Consider the following 22,312-nt stretch of genomic DNA (forward strand, 5'->3'; position numbering starts at 1 on the left):
ACGGCTAAATCATGCCAGAAGGGCCCACCCCGAAGACGGCGAATGAGGAAAGCGATGACCAGCGGCGACCAGAACAGCGGCACACCGAACGCGAACTCGGAAACGCGGGTCGAGACCGAACGCCAGGGCCCGGCCACCGGCGATATCGACAGCCAGGCCTTGTTCTTCCACCGCTATCCCCGCCCCGGCAAGCTCGAGATCCAGGCGACCAAGCCGCTCGGCAACCAGCGCGATCTGGCGCTCGCCTATTCGCCCGGCGTCGCGGCGCCGTGCCTTGCGATCCGCGACAATGCCGAACTCGCGGCCGATTACACGGCGCGCGCCAATCTCGTCGCCGTGGTCTCCAACGGTTCGGCCGTGCTTGGTCTCGGCAATATCGGGCCGCTCGCCTCCAAGCCGGTCATGGAAGGCAAGGCGGTGCTCTTCAAGAAGTTCGCCGGCATCGACGTCTTCGATATCGAGATCGACGCGCCGGGCATCGAGCGCATGGTCGATGTCGTCTCGGCGCTCGAGCCGACCTTCGGCGGCATCAATCTCGAAGACATCAAGGCGCCCGAATGTTTCGAGGTCGAGCGTCGCCTGCGCAGCATGATGAACATCCCGGTCTTCCATGACGACCAGCATGGTACGGCGATCATCGTCGCCGCCGCCGTTCTCAACGGGCTCGAGCTGGCAGGCAAGGACATCGCCACGGCCAAGATCGTCACCTCCGGCGCCGGTGCTGCAGCGCTCGCCTGCCTCAATCTCCTGGTCGAGCTTGGCGCAAAGCGCGAAAACATCTGGGTGCACGATCTCGAAGGCCTGGTCTACGAAGGTCGCGAGGTGCTGATGGATGAGTGGAAATCCGTCTATGCGCAGCCGAGCAACAAGCGCGTGCTGTCCGAATCCATCGGTGGCGCCGATGTCTTCCTCGGCCTGTCGGCAGCCGGCGTGTTGAAGCCGGACCTGCTGGCGCAGATGGCGGAGAAGCCGCTGATCATGGCGCTTGCCAATCCGACGCCGGAGATCATGCCGTCGCTCGCCCGCGCCGCCCGCCCGGACGCGATGATCTGCACCGGCCGTTCGGACTTCCCGAACCAGGTGAACAACGTCCTCTGCTTCCCCTATATCTTCCGCGGCGCGCTCGATTGCGGCGCGCGCACGATCAATGAAGAGATGAAGATGGCGGCGGTGCGGTCGATCGCCGGGCTTGCCCGCGAAGAGCCCTCCGATGTCGCCGCCCGCGCCTATAGCGAGGAGACCCCGGTCTTCGGGCCGGACTATCTCATCCCCTCGCCCTTCGACCAGCGCCTGATCCTGCGCATCGCGCCCGCCGTCGCCAAGGCAGCAGCAGAAACAGGGGTCGCGACCCGCCCGATCACCGATTTCGATGCCTATCTCGACCAGCTGAACCGCTTCGTCTTCCGCTCGGGCTTCATCATGAAGCCGATCTTCACGCTCGCGAAATCGGCGCCGAAGAACCGCGTGATCTTTTCCGAAGGCGAGGACGAGCGCGTGCTGCGCGCCGCCCAGGTCCTGCTTGAGGAAGGCACCGCCCGGCCGATCCTCATCGGCCGACCGCAGATCATCGAAAGCCGGTTGAAGCGCTATGGCCTGCGCATCCGCCCAGACACGGACTTCGAGGTGATCAACCCGGAAAGCGACCGCCGCTTCAAGGACTATGTCGACCAATATCTGTCCATTACGGGCCGGCTCGGCATCATTCCGGAAGCGGCCCGCACCATCGTGCGCACCAACACCACCGTGATCGGCGCGCTGGCGCTGAAGCGCGGCGAGGCGGATGCCCTGATCTGCGGTCTGGAAGGCCGATACAGCCGGCATCTGCGCGACATTTCGCAGATCATCGGCAAGCGCAAGGGCGCGCTGGATTTCTCGGCCATGAGCCTGTTGATCTCCTCGCGCGGCGCAACCTTCTTCACCGACACTTTCGTGACCTTCAATCCAACTGCCGAGGAAGTGGCGCAGAAGACGGTGCTGGCCGCCGAGACTATCCGCCGCTTCGGCATCACGCCGCGCGCCGCCCTCGTCTCGCATTCCAATTTCGGCTCCCGCGAATCGGAAAGCGCCACCAAGATGCGCCGGGCCATGGAGTTCGTCCGCGAACTGGCGCCGGACCTTGAAGCCGATGGCGAGATGCATGGCGAATCGGCGATCTCAGAGGTGTTGCGCAAGCGCGTCCTGCCCGCCTCCACCCTGTCGGGCGAAGCCAATCTCCTAGTGTTCCCCAATCTCGACGCGGCCAATATCTCGATGGGACTTGTCAAGGGCATGACCGACGGGCTGCATGTCGGGCCGATCCTGCTCGGCTGTGCGGAGGCCGCCCACATCCTGTCGCCGTCCGTCACCTCGCGCGGCGTGGTCAACATGGCGGCGCTTGCCGTCGTCGAAGCCTCGCATCCGGTGTGAGGCGTCACGGTAACCATCGCTCGGGAAAAGCGGATGGTAAGCGACACTTGATCGGTTGGACACGTTGCGCCGGCGGGGTCGCGCGCTAAGATAAGGCTGAAGGCCATGCCCGCGGGGCTGGCCGGCCCATCGTTCATCGACGCCTCCAACGCGAAAGCGAGTCTGGACCGTGCGCAGTCGCAAGCTCTTCGTCGTCGCCCTTTTCCTGCCCCTGATCGGAGCATCGGTCGCGCAGGCCTCGCCGCTCTGCGAGCGTCTCTACGAGCGCCTCGCCGAACTGCCGAGCGTCACCAGCAATCGCCCGACAGGCACGTCGCGCGACCTCATCGGCGCGCTCTCGCGCCACAATCTCGATCTGCGCGCTGCCCGCGGGCAAGCCCGTCGCATGGGCTGCAGCGGCGGCAGCATCACCATCATCAATGGCGAAAACGACGCGCTGTGCCGCCAGATCGACGAGCGGATCGCCGCGCTGCGGGATGAGATCGACGCACTCAAGGCGCAGCGCCTGGCGGACCTGAACGGCACGGAGCATGATGCGGCGCGCCGGCGCGTCATGGTCGCGCTCTCGGCCAACCGCTGCGACGAGACGCAGGATGCGATCGTCAGCGCTTCCGTCGGCGGCGACGAACAGCCGCGCAACATCATCGCCGATCTGCCGCCGATCGGCAGCGAGCAGTCGCCGGTTCTGCGCGGGCGGACGGAGTTCCCGGAGCTCGAATTCGGCGATCAGGCCGGCGATCTGCGCACCATGTGCGTGCGCACCTGCGATGGCGCCTTCTTTCCGATCTCGGCCCATGCGAGCCCGGCAGATTTTCCGCGCGACGCCGAAGCCTGCAGCCGCCGCTGCCCGGGCGCCGAAACGGAACTCTATTATCATCCTCTGACAAGCGGCGACACCGAGAGCATGGTTTCGGCCGAAACGGGCAAGCTCTATTCCGACCTGCCGACCGCCTTCGCCTACAAGACCGGCGATCCTGCCGACCGCAAGCAGTGCGGATGCGCTCTCACGCCGCGCGCAGCGGCGCCGCTCAGCACGCCGATCACCCCCGGCGGCAGCATCAGCACCGTGACCTCAGACCCCGGTCGGGCGGCCTCGACTCAGAGTGCGGCCGCGGACCCGGCCGCGAGCGCCGCGCCCTCGTCGCCCGCCTCTCCCTCCGCAGCTGCAGCACCCGCCGTCGCGCCGCCCATCGAGCGGCCCTATGATCCGAAGGCGAACCGTGTGCGTCAGGTCGGTCCGACGTTCCTGCCGGCGGAGGAAACCGCCATCGACCTCAGGCACCCTAAGGGCCCAGCCTTCCAGCCGCAGCAGGCGAACTGAGGCAGAGACGGGCCGCCTGCCAGGGCAACAACCTCGATCGGCCGTCACGCCGGTTCATAGCGCACATAGGCGAAGGCGCTGCCATCGGGCGACCAGTTGGGCACGTTCATCGTGCCCTGCCCGCCAAAAAGCGTGAAGAGTTCGCGCGCCTGCCCGCCGTCCGGATCCATGAGACGCAGCCGCACGGTGTGGTCGCGCGGATGGTCGAAAACATCGCCATCATAGGACAGCACGAGCAGATGCCGCCCATCCGGAGAGGGATGAGGAAACCAGTCGCCATAGGGACTGTCGGTAATCCGCTCCGCCGCGCCACCCTGCGCCGGAACCCGCCAGATCTGCATGCGGCCGCTGCGGCTGGAGTTGAAGTAGATCCAGCGGCCGTCCGGCGAATAATCCGGTCCGTCATTGCGCCCTTCCCCAAAGGTCAATCGCGTCTCCGCGCCGCCCGAGACATCGATCGTATAGATATCGAAGACATCGTCGCGAATGCCGCAATAGGCGAGCCGGGCGCCGTCCGGCGACCAGCCGTGCCAGTAGGACGGCAGGGTTTCGGTCACGAGCGTCGGCGTCCCGCCGGTGACCGGAAGCGTGTAGATGGCCGACTTGCCGAACTCGGTCTTGTCGCTGATCGCCAGCAGGGTGCCATCCGGCGAGAGCCCGTGGTCGTTGTTGAGCGCGCGGGCAAAGCCCGTGTCGATCTGCGTCAGCGCACCGCCTTCAACCGGCAGGGAAAACAGCAGCCCCTCGCCGTTCAACAGCAGCGCTTGTCCATCCCGCGTGAAATTCGGTGCCTCGATCAGCCGGTCGGTCTCATGCACAATGTGCGACCGGCCGGTGGAAAGGGTGAAGATCTCGACGGCGCTGCGCATGGCGGCCTCCTTGCAAACGGGCTGCTAATAGGTTGGAAGAATGGGGGAAATACGGGAACCGAGCCATTCATCCCCTGTTCAACATGACAGCACTATGACAGTTCTGCGATTGTTTTGTAAAAGGAGACGGCTGTGGCCAGTTTCGAGACCGCCGTCACCGTGCCGTCTGCATCACCAGCGCTTGCGCTGGATGGCGGCCGCTCGGGGCTCTCGTCGGAGCTCAAAAGCATCGGCTTCTCCGCGCTGCTTTCCCTCGCGCTGATCTTCGTCGTCGAATGGATCACCCGCAATTCGTTGTCGGAAGCCGTCGCCTTCTTTCTCGATCCCGCGCGTCCTGCCTGGACGACGGTCTCGGTCTTTCTGCTCCTCTTCCTCGCCATCGATGCGCTGCTTGGCCGCGAGGAATATGGCTTCGTGCTTTTGACGCCGCTGGCGCTCGTTCCGGCCTTCATCAGCCGGCAGAAGCAGATCTTTCTCTCCGATCCGCTTTACCCGACCGATTTCCTGTTCGGCCGTCAGGTGATGGAGCTGATGCCGGTGCTGGTGCGCGACCGGCCGATGACGGCGGCCGGCATTGCCGTTGGCCTTGTGCTGTCGATTCTGGGTCTCGCCTGGCTGATCCGCCATGCCTGGCGCCGGTTTCCGCTTCTCGGCCGCCGCCAGCGTCTGGCGCGCCTTGCCGTCGCCCTGCCCCTGCTCGGCAGCTTCTACCACATCATGGATTACAACCATTTCTCCTGGATTCGTGACCGGCTGCAGGTCATTCCGATCATGTGGGATCAGACGGAGAATTACCGGCACAACGGCTTCGCCATGGCCTTTGCGCTCAATCTGCCGATGGCCAATGTCGCAGCGCCGGCCGGCTATATGCAGAACGCCATCGACGCCATTCCGGTCAAGCCGGGTGCAGCCGCCACCGCTTGGCATGACAAGCCCGATGTGATCGTGCTGATGAGCGAGTCGCTGTTCGATCCGACGCGTCTGCCGAACGTCACCCTGTCGCCCGATCCGATGCCGACGATCCGGGCCATGCAATCGGGCCATGTCTTCTCGCCGGAATTCGGCGGCATGACCGCCAATGTCGAGTTCGAGGCACTGACCGGCTTTTCCAACGCCTTCCTGCCCTATGGCTCGATCCCCTATCAGCAATATATCCGCAACCCGATCCCCTCGCTTGCCACCTTCTTCCGGGGCGAGGGCTACACCTCGCGGGCGGTCCACCCCTTCCAGAAGTGGTTCTGGAACCGCAGCGCCGTCTACAAATCCTTCGGCTTTGAGCAGTTCCGCTCGGAGGAAAACCTGCCGCCGATGGAAAAGCGCGGCATCTTCGCCTCCGACGAGTCGCTGACCAAGGAAATCATGCGCCAGGCCGAGGAACTGGATCAGCCGTTCTTCTTCTTCACGGTCACGCTGCAGGGGCACGGTCCCTACGAGGCGAACCGCTATGCGCAGAACACGATCGCGGTCGAAGGCGATTTGCCGGAGGCCGACCGCGCCGCGCTCGCCACCTATGCGCAGGGCGTGAAGGAGGCCGACGACAGCCTGAAGATGCTGATGGACTGGGCAAAGACCCGCGAGCGCGAAACGATCATCGTGCTGTTCGGCGACCACCTGCCGCCGCTGAACACGGTCTACACCTCGACAGGCTTCATGCCGGACGTGACAGCGCCGCGCAAAGGCGCCCTGCCGGACATGATGCGCCAGCACGAGACGCCGTTGATCGTCTGGTCGAGCAAGACCGGCCCGGTCAAGGACATCGGCACGATCAGCCCGGCCTATCTGTCCTATCAGATCGTCAAGGCCTCCGGCTTCGAGCATCCCTATTACACCGGGTTCCTCGGCAACCTGTTCGATCGCTACCGCGTGCTCGACCGCTACATGCTCGTCAATGCCGCCGGCAAGGGCACGCCCGGCTGGCTGCAGAAACCCTCCGTCCCGCCGCTCCTGCGCGACTATCGCTTCCTGCAGCACGACATGATGTTCGGCCAGCGCTACGGCACCGACCGCTTCTTCGCCACCCACGACGAACTGTTTCCCCAGCCTGAACCGGTTCTTTGAGGGACCCTGGAAGAGACTTCCTTTGTGAAACCGGTAGCCGCCATGGCGCTCGCGCCTGGCGATTACTGGGCGCAAACAAGAAGCCGAGCAGTCGCCCCCAGACGGAACATGACCCAGCCTCGCCCCCTACTGCTCCCACTCTTCCCTCTCGCTGCGGCCAGTCACCCCCAGGCGGCGGTCGAGTTCGGTGGCTTCGGTTTCGGTCAGGCGCAGGTCGAGGCGGACCGTGCCGTCCTCCAGGTCTTCGCGCTCGTCGATGACGGCGTGTTCATAGATCCAGGGCAGGAGCTGCAGCCGGTCCAGGGGGACCGTCACCGTCGTCTCGGTCATGACGCCCGACAAGCGGCGATTGATCTCCTGCATCAGCGCGTCGACCCCCTCGCCGGTGAAGGCGGAGACGGGAAGAGAGTTCGGCGTATGCGCGGATTTTTCGATCATGACGTCATGCTGGACGGGATCCAGCCGATCGATCTTGTTCCAGACCTCGAGAATGCGCTCGCCACGCGCCTTTTCGTCGATGCCGAGGTCCTCGAGAATCCGCTCGACATCTGCGGCCTGGGCGGGATGGTCGGGGTCGGACACATCGCGCACATGCAGGATGAGATCGGCTTCCAGCACCTCTTCCAGCGTGGCGCGGAAGGCGGCGACGAGATGGGTCGGCAAGTCGGAGATGAAACCGACCGTATCGGACAGGATGACAGTGCGGCCCTGCGGAAGCTTCATGCGGCGCAGCGTCGGATCAAGGGTAGCGAACAGCATGTCCTCGGCCAGAACGCCCGCGCCTGTGATACGGTTGAAGAGCGTCGATTTGCCGGCATTGGTGTAACCAACGAGCGCGACAATCGGATGCGGCACTTTGCGTCGCTTGGCGCGATGGAGCTGGCGGGTGCGTCGCACCTGCTCCAGCTCCTTTTCGAGCTTGATGATCTTGTCCTGCAGCATGCGCCGGTCGGCTTCGATCTGGGTTTCGCCGGGGCCGCCCATGAAGCCGGCACCGCCGCGCTGGCGCTCCAGGTGGGTCCAGCTGCGAACCAGCCGGCCCTTCTGGTAATTGAGATGCGCCAGATCGACCTGCAGCGTGCCTTCCTTGGTGGAAGCGCGGCGGCCGAAGATTTCAAGAATCAGGCCCGTCCGGTCGATGACCTTGGCGTTCCATTCCTTCTCGAGATTGCGCTGCTGCACCGGCGTCAGCGGATGATCGACGATGACGAGGCCGGCATCATGCGCGTCGAGAAGCTGCTTGACCTCCTCGATCTTGCCCGAGCCAAGCAGCGTGCCCGGCTTCGGCTGCGCAACGGGCACGATCAGGCCATGGGCGACGGTCAGGTCGATCGCGAGCGCGAGACCGATCGTCTCTTCCAGCCGCGCCTCGTCGGAGCGCACGGATGGGGCAGCCTCGGCAGCCTGGCGGCCGCTTTTCTTGACGACCGGCACCAGCACCAGCGCGCGCATGTCGTCGCGGTGCTTCTCGGTTTCGGGAATGATGGGAGAGGATTTCGTATCGCGCTTGGTAATGGCAACGTCCAATCAGGATGCGGCGTCTTCGCTCTCGAACATCTGCATCGGCTGGCCGGGCATGATCGTCGAGATGGCATGCTTGTAGACCAGCTGCGAATGGCCATCGCGGCGCAGAAGCACGCAGAAATTATCGAAGGAAGTGACGACGCCGGTCAGCTTGACGCCGTTGATGAGGAAGATCGTCAGCGAGATCTTCTGCTTGCGAACCGTGTTGAGAAAAAGGTCCTGGAGATTCTGAGAACGTTCCGCCATGGCGCCGCTTCTTTCTGATTGCCGGTGCTTGTTCAACCGGTTGAATTCTCGATCGGAATTGGCGCACGTGTGAAGTCCCCCGCATGCGCCGAACGTTTTCTGGTATCAAATCGGGCCCTGTTCCGCAATCTGGAAATCAGACTCCCCCACCACAAGCACGAAGGTAAGCCGGCGCTTGGCCGCAAGGGGTTTGAATCTGTGGTGGAGCGAAACCCGCAGTCTCCCACTTTATAGCAGCAGGCTTGTCAATTCGGTATAACTCCATAAGGCTTTTGACCTAAACCCACGACGGTTATTGAATTGCGACTGAATTCCAGTTGCATACGTCTAGCGATGATGAGAGGATCGTGGCGAGCCATGACGCGCAGTGAGCGTTTGCTTGACGAGTTCCGGGCGTGCACGGGCGGCTTCTCTTACCGCTCCCTTCTCACCTTGCTGCGAGGTCTGGGATATGACGAGCTATCGACAGGCGGTGGATCACGGCGCAAATTTGTCCATTCCGTTACCAACCATATCATCCGTCTGCACGAGCCGCATCCAGACAAGGACGTGAAAGCCTACGTCGTTCGTCAGATCCGTGACAGCCTCCAGGAACAGGGGTTTTTATGAGGACGGTTTCGCATAAAGGATATCAGGCCTCCGTCGAGTTCGAAGACGGAGCACTGTTTATCAAGGTGCTCCACATCGACGATCTGCTCATCGCCGAATGCGACCGGGCGTCAGACGCCGCACGTGTGGCCGGCGAATTGATCGACGCTTATCTCGATGACTGCCGGCAGGCCGGACGCGCCCCTTCGAAGCCGTTCAAGGGCAGCTTCAATGTCCGCATGCCGCCGGGTCTTCATGAGAGGGCGGCGCGAAGGGCGAGCGATGAGGGACGATCGCTCAATGCCTGGGTCTGCCAGGCTGTGGAGGACAAACTGGACGGCAAGACTGCGGTTTCTCTCACCCCTTCAGACCAGCCGCGATCCGACCACGCTGCTTGAAGCAAGAAACGGTTCAGGGCATTGCTGCCGCTTTGCCCGGGGCAGCGGCGAGCATCGGGCAGATCTACCTCACACCCCGAGCGATTTCAGCTTGCGATGCAGCGCGGAGCGTTCCATGCCGACGAATTCGGCGGTGCGGGAGATGTTACCGCCGAAGCGGTTGATCTGGGCGATCAGGTAATCGCGTTCGAACATTTCGCGCGCTTCGCGCAGCGGCAGGGTCATGATGTGCTGGTCGCCCTGGGCGGCGATCTTCGGCAGACTGTCGCCCACTTCGGTCGGCAGCATATCAGCGGTGATGACCGAATCCGGCCCGTCGGACCGGGCGAGGATCATCAGCCGTTCGATATTGTTGCGCAGCTGGCGGATATTGCCCGGCCAGTCGTGGGCCTGCAGCACGGCCAGCGCATCGTCGCCGATCTTGCGCGAGCGGATGCCGGCCTGCTCGCTGATCTGGCGCATGAACATGTCGACGAGAAACGGAATGTCCTCCCGCCGCTCGGCCAGTGCCGGCACGCGGACGGGGATGACCGCCAGCCGGTGATAGAGATCCTCGCGGAAGGCGCCTTCGGCGATCAGGCTTTCGAGATTGTAGGCGGTGGAAGAGATGATGCGCACATCGACCTTCACCCGCTTGGAGCCGCCGACCCGTTCGAACTGCTGGTCGACCAGCACGCGCAGGATCTTGTTCTGCGTTTCACGCGGCATTTCGCCGACTTCGTCGAGATAGAGCATGCCGCCATGGGCTTCTTCGAGCGCCCCGGTCTTGCGCGGCTGGCCGGCCGTGCCCTCGGTGCCGAACAGGGCGATCTCCATGCGGTCAGGCGTGATCGCCGCTGCGTTCAGCGCCACGAAGGGGCCGCCGGCGCGCGAGGATTTGCGGTGCATCATCCGCGCCACCAGCTCCTTGCCGGAACCAGAGGGGCCATGAATCATGACGCGGCTGTTGGTCGGCGCCACCTTGTCGATCGTCTGGCGCAGCTGCGAGACGGCGACCGAGGTGCCGATCAGTTCGACCGGATCGCCCGAGCGCTTCTTGAGCTCGGAGACCTCGCGGCGCAGTTTCGAGTTTTCGAGCGCCCGTTCGGCGATCAGGATCAGCCGGTCGGCCTTGAACGGCTTCTCGATGAAATCATAGGCGCCGCGGCGAATGGCGGACACGGCGGTTTCGATATTGCCATGGCCGGAGATCATCACCACGGGCAGTTCCGGATGGCGGCTCTTGATCTCGTCGAGCAGCGACAGCCCGTCCAACCGGCTGCCCTGCATCCAGATATCGAGGAACACCAGCCGCGGCACGCGATCGGAAATGGCGGCAAGCGCGCTGTCGCTGTCATGCGCGGTGCGGGTCTCATGGCCCTCGTCCGACAGGATGCCGGAGACGATCTCGCGGATGTCTTCTTCGTCGTCGACGACCAGGATGTCAGCGGCCATGGATGCGTTCCTTGTTCTCTCGTGCTTCCGCCGGGTTGCCCGGCGGAAGGATGATGCGGATCATGGCGCCGTGGCCATTGTCGAAGTCGGCGGGCGCATCATGCAGCTCGAGGTGCCCGCCATGGTCCTCGATGATCTTTTTGACGATGGCGAGACCGAGGCCTGTGCCCTTCTCGCGCATGGTCATGTAGGGCTCGAGAATCCTATGGCGGTTCTCGGTCGGCAGCCCCTTGCCGTTGTCGATGATGTCGACCACGAAGGCGCCCGACCGCTCGTCCGGCCGGGAGCGGACCATGATCTTGCGCTCGCCGCGCACCGCCTCGGCCGGCAGCGCCTCGATCGCCTCCACCGCATTCTTGACGATGTTGCCGAAGGCCTGGCCAAGCATGCGGCTGTCGAAGAAGCCGTCGAGCGGCTCGTCGCCGAAATCGCGAATGAAGCTGATCTCGGTATTGCCCATCTCGCGCAGGAACACCGCATCCTTCAGGATGGCGCGCAGATCGGAGCGTTCCTTGGTCGGCTTCGGCATGCGGGCGAAGGAGGAGAACTCGTCGACCATGCGGCCGATGTCTTCCACCTGGCGGACGATCGTGTCCGTGCACTGGTCGAAGACGGTCCGGTCCTCCTGGTCGATCTGCTTGCCGTAGCGGCGCTTCAGCCGTTCGGCGGAGAGCTGGATCGGCGTCAGCGGGTTCTTGATCTCGTGTGCGATGCGGCGCGCCACATCCGCCCAGGCGGTCGAGCGCTGGGCGATGACGAGATCGGTGATGTCATCGAGCGTGATGACCCAAGACTGCTTGGCGTCGGTCGATTCCTCGCGCGTCACCTGCACATTGAGCGTGCGCTCCTTGCCGTTCCGCATGATGTTGATCTGCTTGCGGAAGTCGCTGCGCGGCCGGCTCTCGGCCTCTGTCAGCACCTCGTCGATCTCCGGTGCGATGTCGCTCAGGCGCTCGCCGACGATGTCGAGCGCATGCCGGGCGAGGAAATCCTCCGACGACGGATTGGCGATGGTGATGCGACGATCGTCCTCGACACCGATCACGGCCGCGGTCACGCCCGACAGCACCGCTTCGATGAAGCGGCGGCGATGGTCCATCTCGTCGCGGGCTTCGAGGATTTCGTCACGCTGGCTGCGGATCTGGGCGATCATCTTGTTGAAGGTGCGCGACAGCGAACCAACGTCGCCATCCACCGTGTGCACGGGCACGACGACATTGAGGTTGCCGGTCGCCACACTGTCGGCAGCGCTGATCAGCAGGCGGATCGGCCGGACGATCCGGTCGGCAACCGCAATCGCCGCCCAGATCGCGGCAAGCAGAACGATCAGCGCGAAGCCCAGATAGAGAACGCCGAAGGCGATCTGCAGCGAGGTGCGGCCGGCGGCGAGGTTGCGGTATTCGGCAACATTCTCCTCCATCAGCCGCATGGAGTTCATGACCTTCGGATCGACGGTGCGCACCGTGTAGAGATAGGCGCCGGCGATGTTTTCGAGCGGGATCACCGCGCCGACGAGATTGGTGATGCCGGGCGGGATCAGCGTCGGCTGGCCGGAGACGGTGCTGGCCAGCGCATCGCGCGGAATGGCCGGAAGCGGGCGGTCGGTCGGGATATCGGCCTGCAGGATCGCGCTGCCGTCGCCACGCACCAGAAAGGCGCCCAGCATGCCGCGGGCGCGGGCCTGCCGGGTCATCAGCTCGGTGAAGCCGGTGCGGTCGAGGCTATAGAGCTGGCGGTTGCGTTCCAGATCATTGGCCATGGAGGCGGTCTGGCCCTGCAGATAGCTGGCATTCTCCAGCACATAGGCCTGGGCGACATCGATCGAGGAGCGCACGATCGATTGGGTGCGCAGCGAGAACCAGCGGTCCAGCCCGACATCGAGCGTGATCGAGGCGAAGATCGCCACCAGAATCGCGGGGGTAATGGCGACGATCGAGAACAGCGCCACGATGCGCACATGCAGGCGGGCCGCGGCCCGGCCCTTGCTGCGCGCCCGCATCAGCCGCATGATTTCACGCGTGATGAGATAGATGAGCCCGATCACGAAGACCGCATTCACGGTCGCGGACGCGATCACGATATTGGTCTCGGGCTTGATCGGCGTCAGGCCGAGTAGGACGAGGAGCGAGATGATGGCGCAGATCAGCGCGCCGCTGGCGAGCACCAGACCCGGCAGCGCAAAGGAGGCGCGCCGGTCGTATCCGGCCGTCGTCCCCTCGTCCTTCGCCATCGGCATGATCAGCCCTTCGGCCATGTCCGCCCTCGCCCACCGCACGGCCCGCAGTCGCAGGTGCCGTGCGTGCCGCTCCCGGTCGCCGGCTCAACGCGCGCTGCGGAGACACCCGCCGCCGTCGTCAAACCCGCTCCACCATTTTCAACGCACTTCCCACTGTGCTGCTTAAGCAACACAATGTGGCGGAAATGCAACGGTGCGGCCGCGTTGTCAAGCGGTGCGGGAGCTGCGGTAGACGGAAACGCCGAGTTCGCGGATCTTTTTGCGAAGCGTGTTGCGGTTGAGGCCGAGCAGGTCGGCAGCCTTGATCTGATTACCACGGGTTGCGGTGAGTGCTGCGAGAATCAGCGGATACTCCATTTCAGCCAGCACGCGGTCATAAAGGCCGGTCGGCGGCAGGCCATCGCCAAAGCTCGCGAAATACTGCCGCATGTTTTCTTCCACCGCCTGCGAGATCGACATCGGGCCCGAGCGGCCGGAGGCTTTCTCGATCGGGCTGTCCGGAATATCGGCGCGCAGCTCGTTCTCGATGATCTCGCGGGTGATGACCTCCTGGGGATAGAGGGCGGTCAGGCGGCGAACGACGTTTTCCAGTTCGCGTACATTGCCGGGCCAGGGATGCGCCTTCATCAGTTCCAGCGCCTCCTGGTCGAAGCGCTTGACGTCTAGCCCCTCCTTCTCGGCCATCTGCACGAAATGGCGGACGAGATCGGGAATGTCCTCGGCCCGGTCGCGCAGCGGCGGCAGGCGCAGGGGCACCACGTTCAGCCGGTAGTAGAGATCCTCGCGGAACAGGCCCTGATTGATCGACTGCTTCAGGTCCTTGTTGGTGGCCGCGACAATGCGCACATCCGAGCGGATCGGCGTGCGGCCGCCGACCGTCGTATATTCGCCCTGCTGCAGCACACGCAGCAATCGGGTCTGCGCATCCATCGGCATATCGCCGATCTCGTCCAGAAACAGCGTGCCGCCCTCCGCCTGCTCGAAGCGTCCGGTCGAACGGTTCTGCGCGCCGGTGAAGGCGCCCTTCTCGTGGCCGAACAGCTCCGACTCGATGAGGTCGCGCGGGATGGCGGCCATGTTGATGGCGACGAACGGGCCGTTGCGACGCTTGCCGTAATCATGCAGCGCGCGGGCGACGAGCTCCTTGCCGGTGCCCGATTCACCGGTGATCATCAGCGTCAGATCCGTCTGCATCAAACGGGCAAGCACCCGGTAGATTTCCTGCATGGCCGCCGAGCGGCCGACGAGCGGCATGCCATCCTGCGTGTCGTCGTCCATCTTGACCGGCTTGCGCTTCGGCTCGGACAGCGCCCGGCCGATGATCGCGATCAGCTCGGTCAGGTCGAAGGGTTTTGGCAGGTAGTCATAGGCGCCCTTCTCCGAGGCCTTGATCGCGGTCATGAAGGTGTTCTGCGCGCTCATGACCAGAACCGGCAGGTCCGGCCGCGCCTTTTTGATGCGGGGCAGCAGATCGAAGGCATTTTCATCCGGCATCACCACGTCGGTGACCACGAGATCGCCGTCCCCCGCGGCGATCCATCGCCAGAGGGTGGCGGCATTGGAGGTGATCCGCACATCATAGCCGGCCCGGCTCAGCGCCTGGTTCAGCACGGTGCGAATGGCTGCGTCGTCGTCGGCAACGAGAATGGTGGCGCCCGTCATCGGCGTTATCCTTTTGCGGTCGTAAGGTCAGAGTCCTCGGCGGTCGGGCCCTTGGAGGCCGGCATGAGGACACGGAAGGTCGTTCGATGGGTCTGGCTGTCGCATTCGACGATGCCGCCATGGCCGCCGATGATCTTGGCCACCAGCGCCAGGCCCAGGCCGGAGCCGTTCGTCTTGGTGGAGATGAAGGGATCGAAGAGATGCGGCAGCAGGTCGGGCGGCACACCGGGGCCGTTGTCATGCACGCAGAATTCGAGCGGCAGCGAGATCTTTTCCCGCGTTCCCGCGACCGAAAGCCGGATGCCGGGTCGATAGGCGGTCGTCAGCTGGATCTCGCCGTCGGCTTTGTCGCCAATGGCTTCGGCGGCGTTCTTCACCAGGTTCAGGAACACCTGCACCAGCTGGTCGCGGTTGGCATAGACCGGCGGCAGGGAGGGGTCGTAGTTTTCGGTGATGCGGATCTTGCGCGCAAACCCGGCGCGGGCAAGCGCCTTCACATGGTCGAGCACCGAATGGATGTTGACCGGCTGGCGATCGACGGGCCGCTCGTCGGAGAACACCTCCATCCGGTCGACCAGCGAGACGATGCGGTCTGTCTCGTCGCAGATCAGCCGTGTCAGCGCGCGATCTTCGTCGGACACGGCGGTTTCCAGCAGTTGCGCCGCGCCGCGAATGCCCGAGAGCGGATTTTTGATCTCATGCGCCAGCATGGAGGCAAGGCCGGTGACCGAACGGGCGGCGGCGCGATGCGTCAGCTGCCGGTCGATCTTGTCGGCCATCGAGCGTTCCTGGAACACGATGACCACCGAGCCCGGCTCGGACAGAACCGGCGCCACATAGAGGTCGACCAGCTTGTCGGCGCCGAGCCGCGGTGACGAGAGATCGACGCGGTATTCGTTGACGGCCGCCCGGCGCTCGCGCACCTGGTCGATCAGCGTTAGGAGCGGGCTGCCGAAGGGAATGAAGGCGCTGATATTGTGGCGTGCCAGATAGGTGGCGCTTGCTCCGAAAAAGGCCTCTGCCTCCCAATTGGCGAAGACCACGAGCCCCGTCTCGTTGACGAGAACGACGGGGTTCTGGATGGCGTTCAACACCGCCATCGGCAAGGCGTTCTTCTTGTCGTCCTCGCCGCTCTTGGCTCCTGCGCTCATGCTGCCCTCGCTTCTGAGTCTGCGTTCGGCGCATGCGCCGACGGGGCGGCCTCGAGCGCCTCCATCAGCCGTGCAAGCGCAACGCGGTGATCGGTCGCCGTCAGCACCGGCCCCTTTGCAGCGTCCGGCGCAAAGCGGTCCATGTACCAGCCAAGATGCTTGCGGGCGTGGCGCAGCCCGGTTTCAATGCCGTAGAAGCCGAGCATCATCTCGTAATGTTCCGCGATCAGCTCCAGGCGCTCGCGTCCCTCCGGCGCCTGTCCGGCGCTGGCGAGCACGCCTGCATGCCAGGGACGCCCCTGTGCGCCGCGGCCGACCATAACGGCATCGGCGCCGGAGACGCGCAGGATCTCCGCGGCATCCGCCTCGCTCTCCACATCGCCATTGGCGATCAGCGGGATCGAGATGGCGTCGCGGACCGCCCGGATTGCCGGCCAATCAGCACGGCCGGTATAGAACTGCATGCGGGTGCGGCCGTGGATCGTCACCAGCCTGATCCCGGCCGCTTGCGCCCGGCGGGCGATCTCGGGTGCATTGATCGTGGTGTCATCCCAGCCGAGCCGCATCTTCAGAGTCACGGGAATGCGCACCGCCTTCACCGTTGCCTCGATCAGCGAGAGTGCGTGATCCGGATCGCGCATGAGAGCCGAGCCCGAATAGCCGCCGGTGACCTTCTTGGCGGGGCAGCCCATGTTGATATCGATGAGATCGGCGCCCTGATCCTCGACGATACGCGCTGCCTGCGCCATCCAGTGGGCCTCGCGACCGGCGAGCTGCACCATGTGCGGGCGGATGCCGGCGCCTTTCAGGCGCGCCCAACTCTCGCCGGCATTGCCCACCAGCTCCCGGCTCGCCACCATCTCGGTGACCACCAGGCCGGCACCATGGCGCCAGGCCAGCTGGCGGAAGGGCAGATCGGTGACCCCCGACATTGGCGCCAGCACGACGCGGTTGCGAAGCGTGATGCCCGCGACATCCAAAGGCGATGACAAATTCGGCACGGTCACGTGATTATCTTTCAGGCAAACGACTGTCCTGCACCATTTTTAGCCAGCAGCTCGCAGGTTGCCAAGCGGATTCCGTTGCCGCAATGCAAGATTTTCTCAAGACTGCTGAAAATGCGAGCGCTTTGCGCGGAAGCACGCAAAAGACTTGGATGCGAGGACGACCTTATGGCGCAAATCCGGCGTCCGCGCTACACCCGCGGGGAGACCAGGAACAAGGATCGGCGGCGTGGCAGAGAATGAGGTGAGCGAGATTCGGCTCGGGGTGGTGATCGTGGCAGCCGGGCGCGGCGAGCGGGCTGGTGCCTCGGTGGAAGGGCCGAAGCAGTATCGCCGCATCGGCGGCCGCCCGGTGCTGAGCCACACGCTCGACGCCCTCACCCGGTGGGGCAAGGCCGACCTCATCGTCACCGTGATCCACCCGGACGATGGGGCGCTCTACGACGAGGCTCTCCGCCAAAGCGAGGGCGGGGCGGAGTGCCTCACCGTCTTCGGCGGCAGCACCCGTCAGGCCTCCGTTCTCGCCGGTCTCGAAGCGCTGGCCGCCCGCGGCCTCAGCCATGTCTTCATCCAGGATGCCGTTCGCCCCTTCATCGACGCCGCTTTGCTCGACCGCTGCCTGGCGCCGCTTACGGGAGGCGCGGTGGCCGTCCTGCCGGCCATCGCGGTTGCCGACACGCTGAAACGCGCCCAGTTCGGATCAGACGCAGAGAGCCCGCTCGTCGGCGAAACGGTGTCGCGCGAGGGGCTCTACGCGGCGCAGACACCGCAGGCCTTCGACCTCAAGCTTATCCTCGGCGCACATCGGGACGCGGCAAGTTCCGGCCGGACCGACTTTACCGACGATGCCTCGATCGCCGAATGGGCCGGGCTGCCGGTCGTGCTGGTCGAGGGATCGGTCGACAATCGAAAACTGACCGTGAAGAGGGATATTTCCATGGCCGACGAGATGCTGAGCCGCGAACGCCCAGTTCTGCCCGATATCCGCACCGGCAATGGCTATGACGTTCACCGTCTGGTCGAGGGCGATGGCGTGACCCTGTGCGGCGTGTTCCTGCCGCATGACCAGGCGCTGCTCGGCCATTCCGATGCCGATGTCGCCCTGCACGCGCTGACCGATGCCCTGCTCGCCACCTGCGGGGCCGGCGATATCGGTGATCATTTCCCGCCCTCCGATCCGCAATGGCGCGGCGCGCCCTCGCGAATCTTCCTCGACCATGCGGCCCGCCTGGTGCGCGAGAAGGGCGGCACGATCCTGAACGCCGATATCTCGCTGATCGCCGAAGCGCCGAAGATCGGCCCGCACCGACAGGCAATGCGCGAAGCGCTCTCCACCATGCTTGAGATTTCGCTCGACCGCTGTTCGGTCAAGGCGACCACGAACGAAGCGATCGGCTTCGTCGGGCGACGCGAGGGCATCGCCGCCATCGCGACCGCCAGCGTTCTCTACCAGAGGCCTGCCGAATGAGCTTGTTTCCGACCGAGATCGAAAGCCTGGTCCGCGTGCTTCTCGACACCCTCGCGGCCAGGGACCTGACCGTGGCGACCGCCGAGTCCTGCACGGGCGGGCTGATCGCCGCGGCGCTGACCGAGATCGCCGGATCGTCCAAGGTCGTTGATCGCGGCTTCGTCACCTATTCCAACCAGGCAAAGCAGGACATGCTCGGCGTTCGCGCCGAGACGCTGGCCGCCGTCGGCGCGGTATCGCGGCAGACAGCGGAAGAGATGGCGCGCGGCGCGCAGTCCCGTTCGGGCGCCAGCCTGACCGTCGCCGTCACCGGCATTGCCGGGCCCGGGGGCGGCAGCGCGGAAAAGCCGGTGGGGTTGGTTCACCTCGCCGCCGCCAGCCGCACCCGCCTGATCCACCGGGAGATGCGCTATGGCGATCTCGGGCGAACCGAAATCCGGCTCGCCACGCTCCGCACCGCGCTTACGCTTCTTATCGAGCTTGCCGAGCTCCCTCAGGCGTAGACGGTATCGGCCCGCTTCTCGAAGGCTTCGGCGAACATCCGGAAGGCGCGGTCGAACATCGAGCCCATCAGCGCGCCGAGAATGCGGCTCTTGAACTCGTAGTCGATGAAGAAGTGGACCGCGCAGCGCCCCTCGCCCTCCCCCTCGAATCGCCAGCGATTGTCGAGGTAGCGGAAGGGACCGTCGATATATTTGACATCGATCGTGCGTTCCGAGCGGTTGAGCAGCACCTGGGTGGTGAAGGTTTCCCGCACCGCCTTGTAGCCCACCGTCATATCGGCAAGCAGCAGTTCCTTGCCGTCCCGCTCCTTGCGGGACCGCACGGTCAGCGCCTCGCAGAGCGGCAGGAATTCGGGATAACGTTCCACATCGGCCACGAGGTCGAACATCTGCTCGGGCGAGTGCTGGACGATACGTTTCGTTTCAAACTTGGGCATGCCAGCCAGTTAGTCGGGACAGGTGATCAGATCAAGCAGCCGCGCCGTTTCGCCGCGACTTTTTGCTGGTTGCGTTTCCGTGCGTGCTCAGGGGATGAGCCGATCGGCGCGCAGGCTTTCGAACAGACGGATGAAGGCCTCGTCCGTCGCCTGATAGTCGAGAAAGCCGAGACGGCGGCTCTTCGACATGTCGGTGACGACCTCGATCGGCCGCCCCAGATCCGCATCCGTATGCCAGGGCGAGACCAGCCGGGTGATGTCGGGCTCTGCAAGGCCATAGCGCTGCGCCATGTCCCGCCAGACCGGCGCGTCCTCGGCCATCTGGCGTTCGAGCGGCTGAACGGTGCCGTCGAAGGCCGCAGCTTCGAGCCCGAACCAGGTGGCAATGCGCTCCCACATCCACTTCCAGCGGAAAACATCGCCATTGACGACGTTGAAGTCCTCGTTGGCGGCGGACGGCGTCGTCGCCGCCCAGACAAGGTGCCGCCCGAGCAGCGACGCATCGGTCATGTCCGTCAGCCCGTTCCACTGGATCGCGACGCCGGGAAAGCGGAACGGGCGCCCGGTTTCCTTGCAGATCGCCGCATAGACGGCGAGCGTGGTGCCCATATTCATCGCATTGCCGACCGCCTTGCCGACGATGGTGTGCGGCCGATGCACGCTCCAGGTGAAGCCATCCCGCTGCGCCGCGGCAAAGACCTCGTCTTCCTGCGCGTAGTAGAAATTCTCCACCTCAAGCCGCCCCTGCTCCTCCCGAAACGGGGTCTGGGGCAGCACGCCTTTTCCATAGGCCTCGAACGGACCGAGATAGTGCTTGAGGCCGGTGACGAGAGCGACATGGCGGACAGACCCGGCACCGGAGAGAACCTGCAGCAGGTTGCGCACCATGGCGCCATTGACGCGGATGTTCTCGGCTTCCGTCTGTTGCCTGAGCCAAGTCGAGAGAAAGACATGGGTCGGCGCGATGTCGGACAAGGCGGCCTTCAGCGAGCCCGGATCAAGGAGATCCGCGGACACGGGCTTGACCCGTCCTTGCGCGAGAGGCTTGCGCGCCAGCCCGAAGACCTCCCAGCCGGCATCGTCGAGTATCCGGGCGGTCGCACTGCCGACGATGCCGCTGGCGCCGACGATCAAAGCTCTGTTGGTCATGATGTCTCCTGTCAGAAGGAGACGGATCTAGGCCTCGGCATTCGCTTTGCCAGCCTCCAATGCTGCAGGGCAGCATCAAGGCCGGGGTGGCGGCCCCCTACCGTTTCTCTGCCACGGCATCGCGCGCCTTCACCGCGCCGACGGGGCGCCAGATCAGGCGTTGCATCTTCAGCTTCACCAGCCAGTCCTCGAAAAACCAGGAGATGACCTCCTTGCGACCGCTGACATAGGGCAGCTTCGCGCTGTCGAGGCTGGTGAAGGGCAGGAACGGGTTGGGCCGCTGGGAGGCATAGAGCTCCACCCGGATCGAGCGACGGGCGGAGTGACCGCGTGCGTGGAAACCGAAGGTGTCGCCGACCACCAGCGTATTGGCCGGCACGGCAAACTTGGTCGGCTGCGGCAAGCGCAGGAGTTTGAGCGCCGAGAGCGGAATGCGGAAGGCTCCGCCTCCCCGCCGCGCCGCCGCCAGCAGGCTCTGCCGCTTGTGCCAGGCAAGCCGGCGCGGGGTCAGCTTGTGCGATCCGGCGACATACGTGAAGGGCCCCTCGTCTTCCGGCACATCATAGAGGAAATACCAGGCCTTGGCGGTCGAATGGAAGGTATCCATGTGCAGGTCGGTCTGCGGATCCTTGGACCCGGCCGCCGCCGAGGGTTCGCCGAAGATCGTCTGGATGCTGAGAACCGGCTCGACATCGAAGCCGCCGACATAGCGGATCGGCCCCGTCCAGCGCTCGTCCTTGAGGAAGGCCGCGAGCGTTGGCGCGTTCTTCAAAACATCCGGTGTGAGCGGAATCCGCCGTGTCACCGCCCCGCCCTCGCGCATCTCCCGCGCCGGCGCCTTCAGAGCCTCGACCTCGGCGACCAGCTTTGCGAATTCGGCATCCGGCAAGAGATTGCGGCGTTCGATATAGCCGTTTTCGGCAAAGAACGCCCGCTCCTGCGGCGAAACGAAACGCTCCAGCTTGCTCCGCCGCCGGGCGGTCACCCGTGCGGCTGCCAGCACGCGCCAGACATGCAGACCCTTGCGGTTCAGCGCCTCGCTGCCCAGCACGTCGTTCTTGAAGTCCTTGCGGCCGGTCACGATCTGCAACGCGTGGAGCGGCGTCAGGGCAAGGCCGGCAAGCCGGCTGGAAAGAGTCTTCGTCGTCATGATGATTCCGCAGCGCTGAGTGTCTTCACGCGAACTTACTCAATTCTAAGCAGAGGTCCAAGAGGCACGACAGGACGCTTTGAAAACAGGCTTCTCATCCTTGCGTCCTCACATCTCTTCCTGCCAGTTCTCGCGCTGGTGGCGCACGTGAATGACAAGAATACCCTCGCTGCCGTCTTCGCGATAGACGATCAGGTGCGAGCCGAACGGGTGGATGCGCACAGGCGGATCGATTTCGCGCCGCAGCCGTGCAAGCTTCGGCGATCACTGAGAAGACAGAGGGTGGCTTCCATTTCGCGGACATAGCGATCAGCCTGCACCCGCCCGAACAGCGCGAGACTGGACCGGTATATCTGGCGAATATCGGCTTCTGCCAGGTTCGAGAGCCGATAGAGCATGCGCTAGTCTTTGGTCGCCTGCAGCGACTCGAGAATGTCCTGCATGGAGGACGGGCTGATACCGCTTGCCAACCCTTCGTCCACATGATGCTGCATGGACGCAATAGCCGCGCGCCGATCCCTGTCCTTTTGGATCAGGTCATAAACATAGGTATCCGGATCGCCATAGCGGCCGGAGTCGATAATCTCGTCGATCCAGTCGATCATCTCGTCTGGAAGCGTGATTCTCAGCACGGTCATGCGTCACCTCCATGACGAATGAGAGCGCCCGAGCGGACCGGTTTCGTCAAATTTCCAACCCCGCCAGCCG

General features: G+C 64.5%; 21 protein-coding genes. 7 read left to right on the top strand and 14 right to left on the bottom strand.

Annotation, left to right across the window (positions count from 1 at the left end; translation table 11 throughout):
- The first annotated feature begins 54 nt into the window (after positions 1 to 54).
- Positions 55 to 2,406, top strand: coding sequence for an NADP-dependent malic enzyme (locus tag U8330_RS09790; RefSeq protein ID WP_323105060.1), 2,352 nt, complete (start codon positions 55 to 57; stop codon positions 2,404 to 2,406).
- 169 nt (positions 2,407 to 2,575) lie between these two features.
- Positions 2,576 to 3,727, top strand: a complete 1,152-nt coding sequence (locus U8330_RS09795; RefSeq protein ID WP_323105061.1) for a DUF2865 domain-containing protein — start codon at positions 2,576 to 2,578, stop codon at positions 3,725 to 3,727.
- Positions 3,728 to 3,771: 44 nt separating this feature from the next.
- Here U8330_RS09795 and U8330_RS09800 read toward each other — a convergent pair whose 3' ends face one another.
- The gene (locus U8330_RS09800; protein ID WP_323105062.1) at positions 3,772 to 4,596 is read right to left on the bottom strand and encodes a hypothetical protein; all 825 of its coding nucleotides are present in this window, start codon (positions 4,594 to 4,596) and stop codon (positions 3,772 to 3,774) included.
- A 132-nt stretch (positions 4,597 to 4,728) separates the two neighbouring features.
- Between U8330_RS09800 and U8330_RS09805 the strand changes: the two genes are divergently transcribed.
- On the top strand, positions 4,729 to 6,654 hold the full coding sequence (locus U8330_RS09805) for an LTA synthase family protein (protein WP_416236838.1): 1,926 nt from the start codon (positions 4,729 to 4,731) through the stop codon (positions 6,652 to 6,654).
- 126 nt (positions 6,655 to 6,780) lie between these two features.
- On the opposite strand, the gene hflX is transcribed toward U8330_RS09805, so the two are convergent.
- Together hflX and hfq are read right to left on the bottom strand one after the other, a co-directional pair.
- Entirely contained in the window at positions 6,781 to 8,106 is a 1,326-nt protein-coding gene (hflX, locus tag U8330_RS09810; protein ID WP_323107247.1) for a GTPase HflX, read from the bottom strand.
- Positions 8,107 to 8,181: 75 nt separating this feature from the next.
- Positions 8,182 to 8,424, bottom strand: coding sequence for an RNA chaperone Hfq (gene hfq / locus U8330_RS09815; RefSeq protein ID WP_323105063.1), 243 nt, complete (start codon positions 8,422 to 8,424; stop codon positions 8,182 to 8,184).
- A gap of 357 nt (positions 8,425 to 8,781) precedes the next feature.
- Here hfq and U8330_RS09820 point away from each other — a divergent pair, with 357 nt between their 5' ends.
- Both U8330_RS09820 and U8330_RS09825 read left to right on the top strand, forming a co-directional pair.
- Complete coding sequence (locus U8330_RS09820) at positions 8,782 to 9,033, top strand: type II toxin-antitoxin system HicA family toxin (protein WP_323105064.1); 252 nt, start codon at positions 8,782 to 8,784, stop codon at positions 9,031 to 9,033.
- Complete coding sequence (locus U8330_RS09825) at positions 9,030 to 9,410, top strand: type II toxin-antitoxin system HicB family antitoxin (protein ID WP_323105065.1); 381 nt, start codon at positions 9,030 to 9,032, stop codon at positions 9,408 to 9,410. Before U8330_RS09820 ends, U8330_RS09825 begins: the two co-directional genes overlap by 4 nt.
- Before the next feature lie 69 nt (positions 9,411 to 9,479).
- Here U8330_RS09825 and U8330_RS09830 read toward each other — a convergent pair whose 3' ends face one another.
- From U8330_RS09830 to dusB, 5 genes are all read right to left on the bottom strand, one after another.
- Positions 9,480 to 10,844: a sigma-54 dependent transcriptional regulator gene (locus U8330_RS09830; protein ID WP_323105066.1), complete on the bottom strand. Its 1,365-nt coding sequence runs from the start codon at positions 10,842 to 10,844 to the stop codon at positions 9,480 to 9,482.
- On the bottom strand, positions 10,834 to 13,098 hold the full coding sequence (locus U8330_RS09835) for a PAS domain-containing sensor histidine kinase (protein ID WP_323105067.1): 2,265 nt from the start codon (positions 13,096 to 13,098) through the stop codon (positions 10,834 to 10,836). Before U8330_RS09835 ends, U8330_RS09830 begins: the two co-directional genes overlap by 11 nt.
- Before the next feature lie 189 nt (positions 13,099 to 13,287).
- Complete coding sequence (gene ntrC / locus U8330_RS09840; protein ID WP_323105068.1) at positions 13,288 to 14,742, bottom strand: nitrogen regulation protein NR(I); 1,455 nt, start codon at positions 14,740 to 14,742, stop codon at positions 13,288 to 13,290.
- Between the two features lie 5 nt (positions 14,743 to 14,747).
- On the bottom strand, positions 14,748 to 15,893 hold the full coding sequence (locus tag U8330_RS09845) for a nitrogen regulation protein NR(II) (RefSeq protein ID WP_323105069.1): 1,146 nt from the start codon (positions 15,891 to 15,893) through the stop codon (positions 14,748 to 14,750).
- Positions 15,890 to 16,915 (bottom strand): tRNA dihydrouridine synthase DusB, encoded by a 1,026-nt coding sequence (gene dusB / locus U8330_RS09850; RefSeq protein ID WP_416236913.1) that lies wholly within the window; start codon positions 16,913 to 16,915, stop codon positions 15,890 to 15,892. The genes U8330_RS09845 and dusB overlap by 4 nt, the downstream gene beginning before the upstream one ends.
- A 235-nt stretch (positions 16,916 to 17,150) precedes the next feature.
- Between dusB and U8330_RS09855 the strand changes: the two genes are divergently transcribed.
- Both U8330_RS09855 and U8330_RS09860 read left to right on the top strand, forming a co-directional pair.
- Positions 17,151 to 18,365, top strand: coding sequence for a bifunctional 2-C-methyl-D-erythritol 4-phosphate cytidylyltransferase/2-C-methyl-D-erythritol 2,4-cyclodiphosphate synthase (locus tag U8330_RS09855; RefSeq protein ID WP_416236914.1), 1,215 nt, complete (start codon positions 17,151 to 17,153; stop codon positions 18,363 to 18,365).
- Positions 18,362 to 18,868, top strand: a complete 507-nt coding sequence (locus U8330_RS09860; protein ID WP_323105072.1) for a CinA family protein — start codon at positions 18,362 to 18,364, stop codon at positions 18,866 to 18,868. The genes U8330_RS09855 and U8330_RS09860 overlap by 4 nt, the downstream gene beginning before the upstream one ends.
- Here the strand turns inward: U8330_RS09860 and U8330_RS09865 are convergent.
- The 6 genes from U8330_RS09865 to U8330_RS09890 form a co-directional block, all read right to left on the bottom strand.
- Entirely contained in the window at positions 18,859 to 19,305 is a 447-nt protein-coding gene (locus U8330_RS09865) for a type II toxin-antitoxin system RatA family toxin (protein ID WP_323105073.1), read from the bottom strand. The genes U8330_RS09860 and U8330_RS09865 overlap by 10 nt on opposite strands.
- Positions 19,306 to 19,392: 87 nt before the next feature.
- Positions 19,393 to 20,454, bottom strand: a complete 1,062-nt coding sequence (locus U8330_RS09870) for an SDR family oxidoreductase (protein ID WP_323105074.1) — start codon at positions 20,452 to 20,454, stop codon at positions 19,393 to 19,395.
- A gap of 97 nt (positions 20,455 to 20,551) precedes the next feature.
- Positions 20,552 to 21,604, bottom strand: coding sequence for a phytanoyl-CoA dioxygenase family protein (locus tag U8330_RS09875; RefSeq protein ID WP_323105075.1), 1,053 nt, complete (start codon positions 21,602 to 21,604; stop codon positions 20,552 to 20,554).
- Between the two features lie 108 nt (positions 21,605 to 21,712).
- The gene (locus U8330_RS09880) at positions 21,713 to 21,826 is read right to left on the bottom strand and encodes a type II toxin-antitoxin system RelE/ParE family toxin (RefSeq protein WP_323105076.1); all 114 of its coding nucleotides are present in this window, start codon (positions 21,824 to 21,826) and stop codon (positions 21,713 to 21,715) included.
- On the bottom strand, positions 21,796 to 22,002 hold the full coding sequence (locus U8330_RS09885) for a type II toxin-antitoxin system RelE/ParE family toxin (RefSeq protein WP_323105078.1): 207 nt from the start codon (positions 22,000 to 22,002) through the stop codon (positions 21,796 to 21,798). Before U8330_RS09885 ends, U8330_RS09880 begins: the two co-directional genes overlap by 31 nt.
- A gap of 3 nt (positions 22,003 to 22,005) precedes the next feature.
- Positions 22,006 to 22,242, bottom strand: a complete 237-nt coding sequence (locus U8330_RS09890; protein WP_323105079.1) for a type II toxin-antitoxin system ParD family antitoxin — start codon at positions 22,240 to 22,242, stop codon at positions 22,006 to 22,008.
- Between the last annotated feature and the right edge of the window lie 70 nt (positions 22,243 to 22,312).

The organism is Rhizobium sp. CC-YZS058 (genome assembly GCF_034720595.1).
In the GTDB taxonomy this organism is placed as follows: Bacteria; Pseudomonadota; Alphaproteobacteria; order Rhizobiales; family Rhizobiaceae; genus Ferranicluibacter.

What these genes read in the sequence shown, in the direction of transcription:
- U8330_RS09830 (WP_323105066.1), bottom strand. Translation starts at nt 10,844, where the DNA reads ATGGCCGCTGACATCCTGGTCGTCGACGACGAAGAAGACATCCGCGAG.
- U8330_RS09835 (WP_323105067.1), bottom strand. Translation starts at nt 13,098, where the DNA reads ATGGCCGAAGGGCTGATCATGCCGATGGCGAAGGACGAGGGGACGACG.
- U8330_RS09825 (WP_323105065.1), top strand. Translation starts at nt 9,030, where the DNA reads ATGAGGACGGTTTCGCATAAAGGATATCAGGCCTCCGTCGAGTTCGAA.
- U8330_RS09875 (WP_323105075.1), bottom strand. Translation starts at nt 21,604, where the DNA reads ATGACGACGAAGACTCTTTCCAGCCGGCTTGCCGGCCTTGCCCTGACG.
- U8330_RS09885 (WP_323105078.1), bottom strand. Translation starts at nt 22,002, where the DNA reads ATGCTCTATCGGCTCTCGAACCTGGCAGAAGCCGATATTCGCCAGATA.
- U8330_RS09890 (WP_323105079.1), bottom strand. Translation starts at nt 22,242, where the DNA reads ATGACCGTGCTGAGAATCACGCTTCCAGACGAGATGATCGACTGGATC.
- U8330_RS09845 (WP_323105069.1), bottom strand. Translation starts at nt 15,893, where the DNA reads ATGAGCGCAGGAGCCAAGAGCGGCGAGGACGACAAGAAGAACGCCTTG.
- U8330_RS09865 (WP_323105073.1), bottom strand. Translation starts at nt 19,305, where the DNA reads ATGCCCAAGTTTGAAACGAAACGTATCGTCCAGCACTCGCCCGAGCAG.
- ntrC (WP_323105068.1), bottom strand. Translation starts at nt 14,742, where the DNA reads ATGACGGGCGCCACCATTCTCGTTGCCGACGACGACGCAGCCATTCGC.
- hfq (WP_323105063.1), bottom strand. Translation starts at nt 8,424, where the DNA reads ATGGCGGAACGTTCTCAGAATCTCCAGGACCTTTTTCTCAACACGGTT.
- U8330_RS09790 (WP_323105060.1), top strand. Translation starts at nt 55, where the DNA reads ATGACCAGCGGCGACCAGAACAGCGGCACACCGAACGCGAACTCGGAA.
- U8330_RS09860 (WP_323105072.1), top strand. Translation starts at nt 18,362, where the DNA reads ATGAGCTTGTTTCCGACCGAGATCGAAAGCCTGGTCCGCGTGCTTCTC.
- hflX (WP_323107247.1), bottom strand. Translation starts at nt 8,106, where the DNA reads ATGCGCGCGCTGGTGCTGGTGCCGGTCGTCAAGAAAAGCGGCCGCCAG.
- U8330_RS09800 (WP_323105062.1), bottom strand. Translation starts at nt 4,596, where the DNA reads ATGCGCAGCGCCGTCGAGATCTTCACCCTTTCCACCGGCCGGTCGCAC.
- U8330_RS09820 (WP_323105064.1), top strand. Translation starts at nt 8,782, where the DNA reads ATGACGCGCAGTGAGCGTTTGCTTGACGAGTTCCGGGCGTGCACGGGC.
- U8330_RS09870 (WP_323105074.1), bottom strand. Translation starts at nt 20,454, where the DNA reads ATGACCAACAGAGCTTTGATCGTCGGCGCCAGCGGCATCGTCGGCAGT.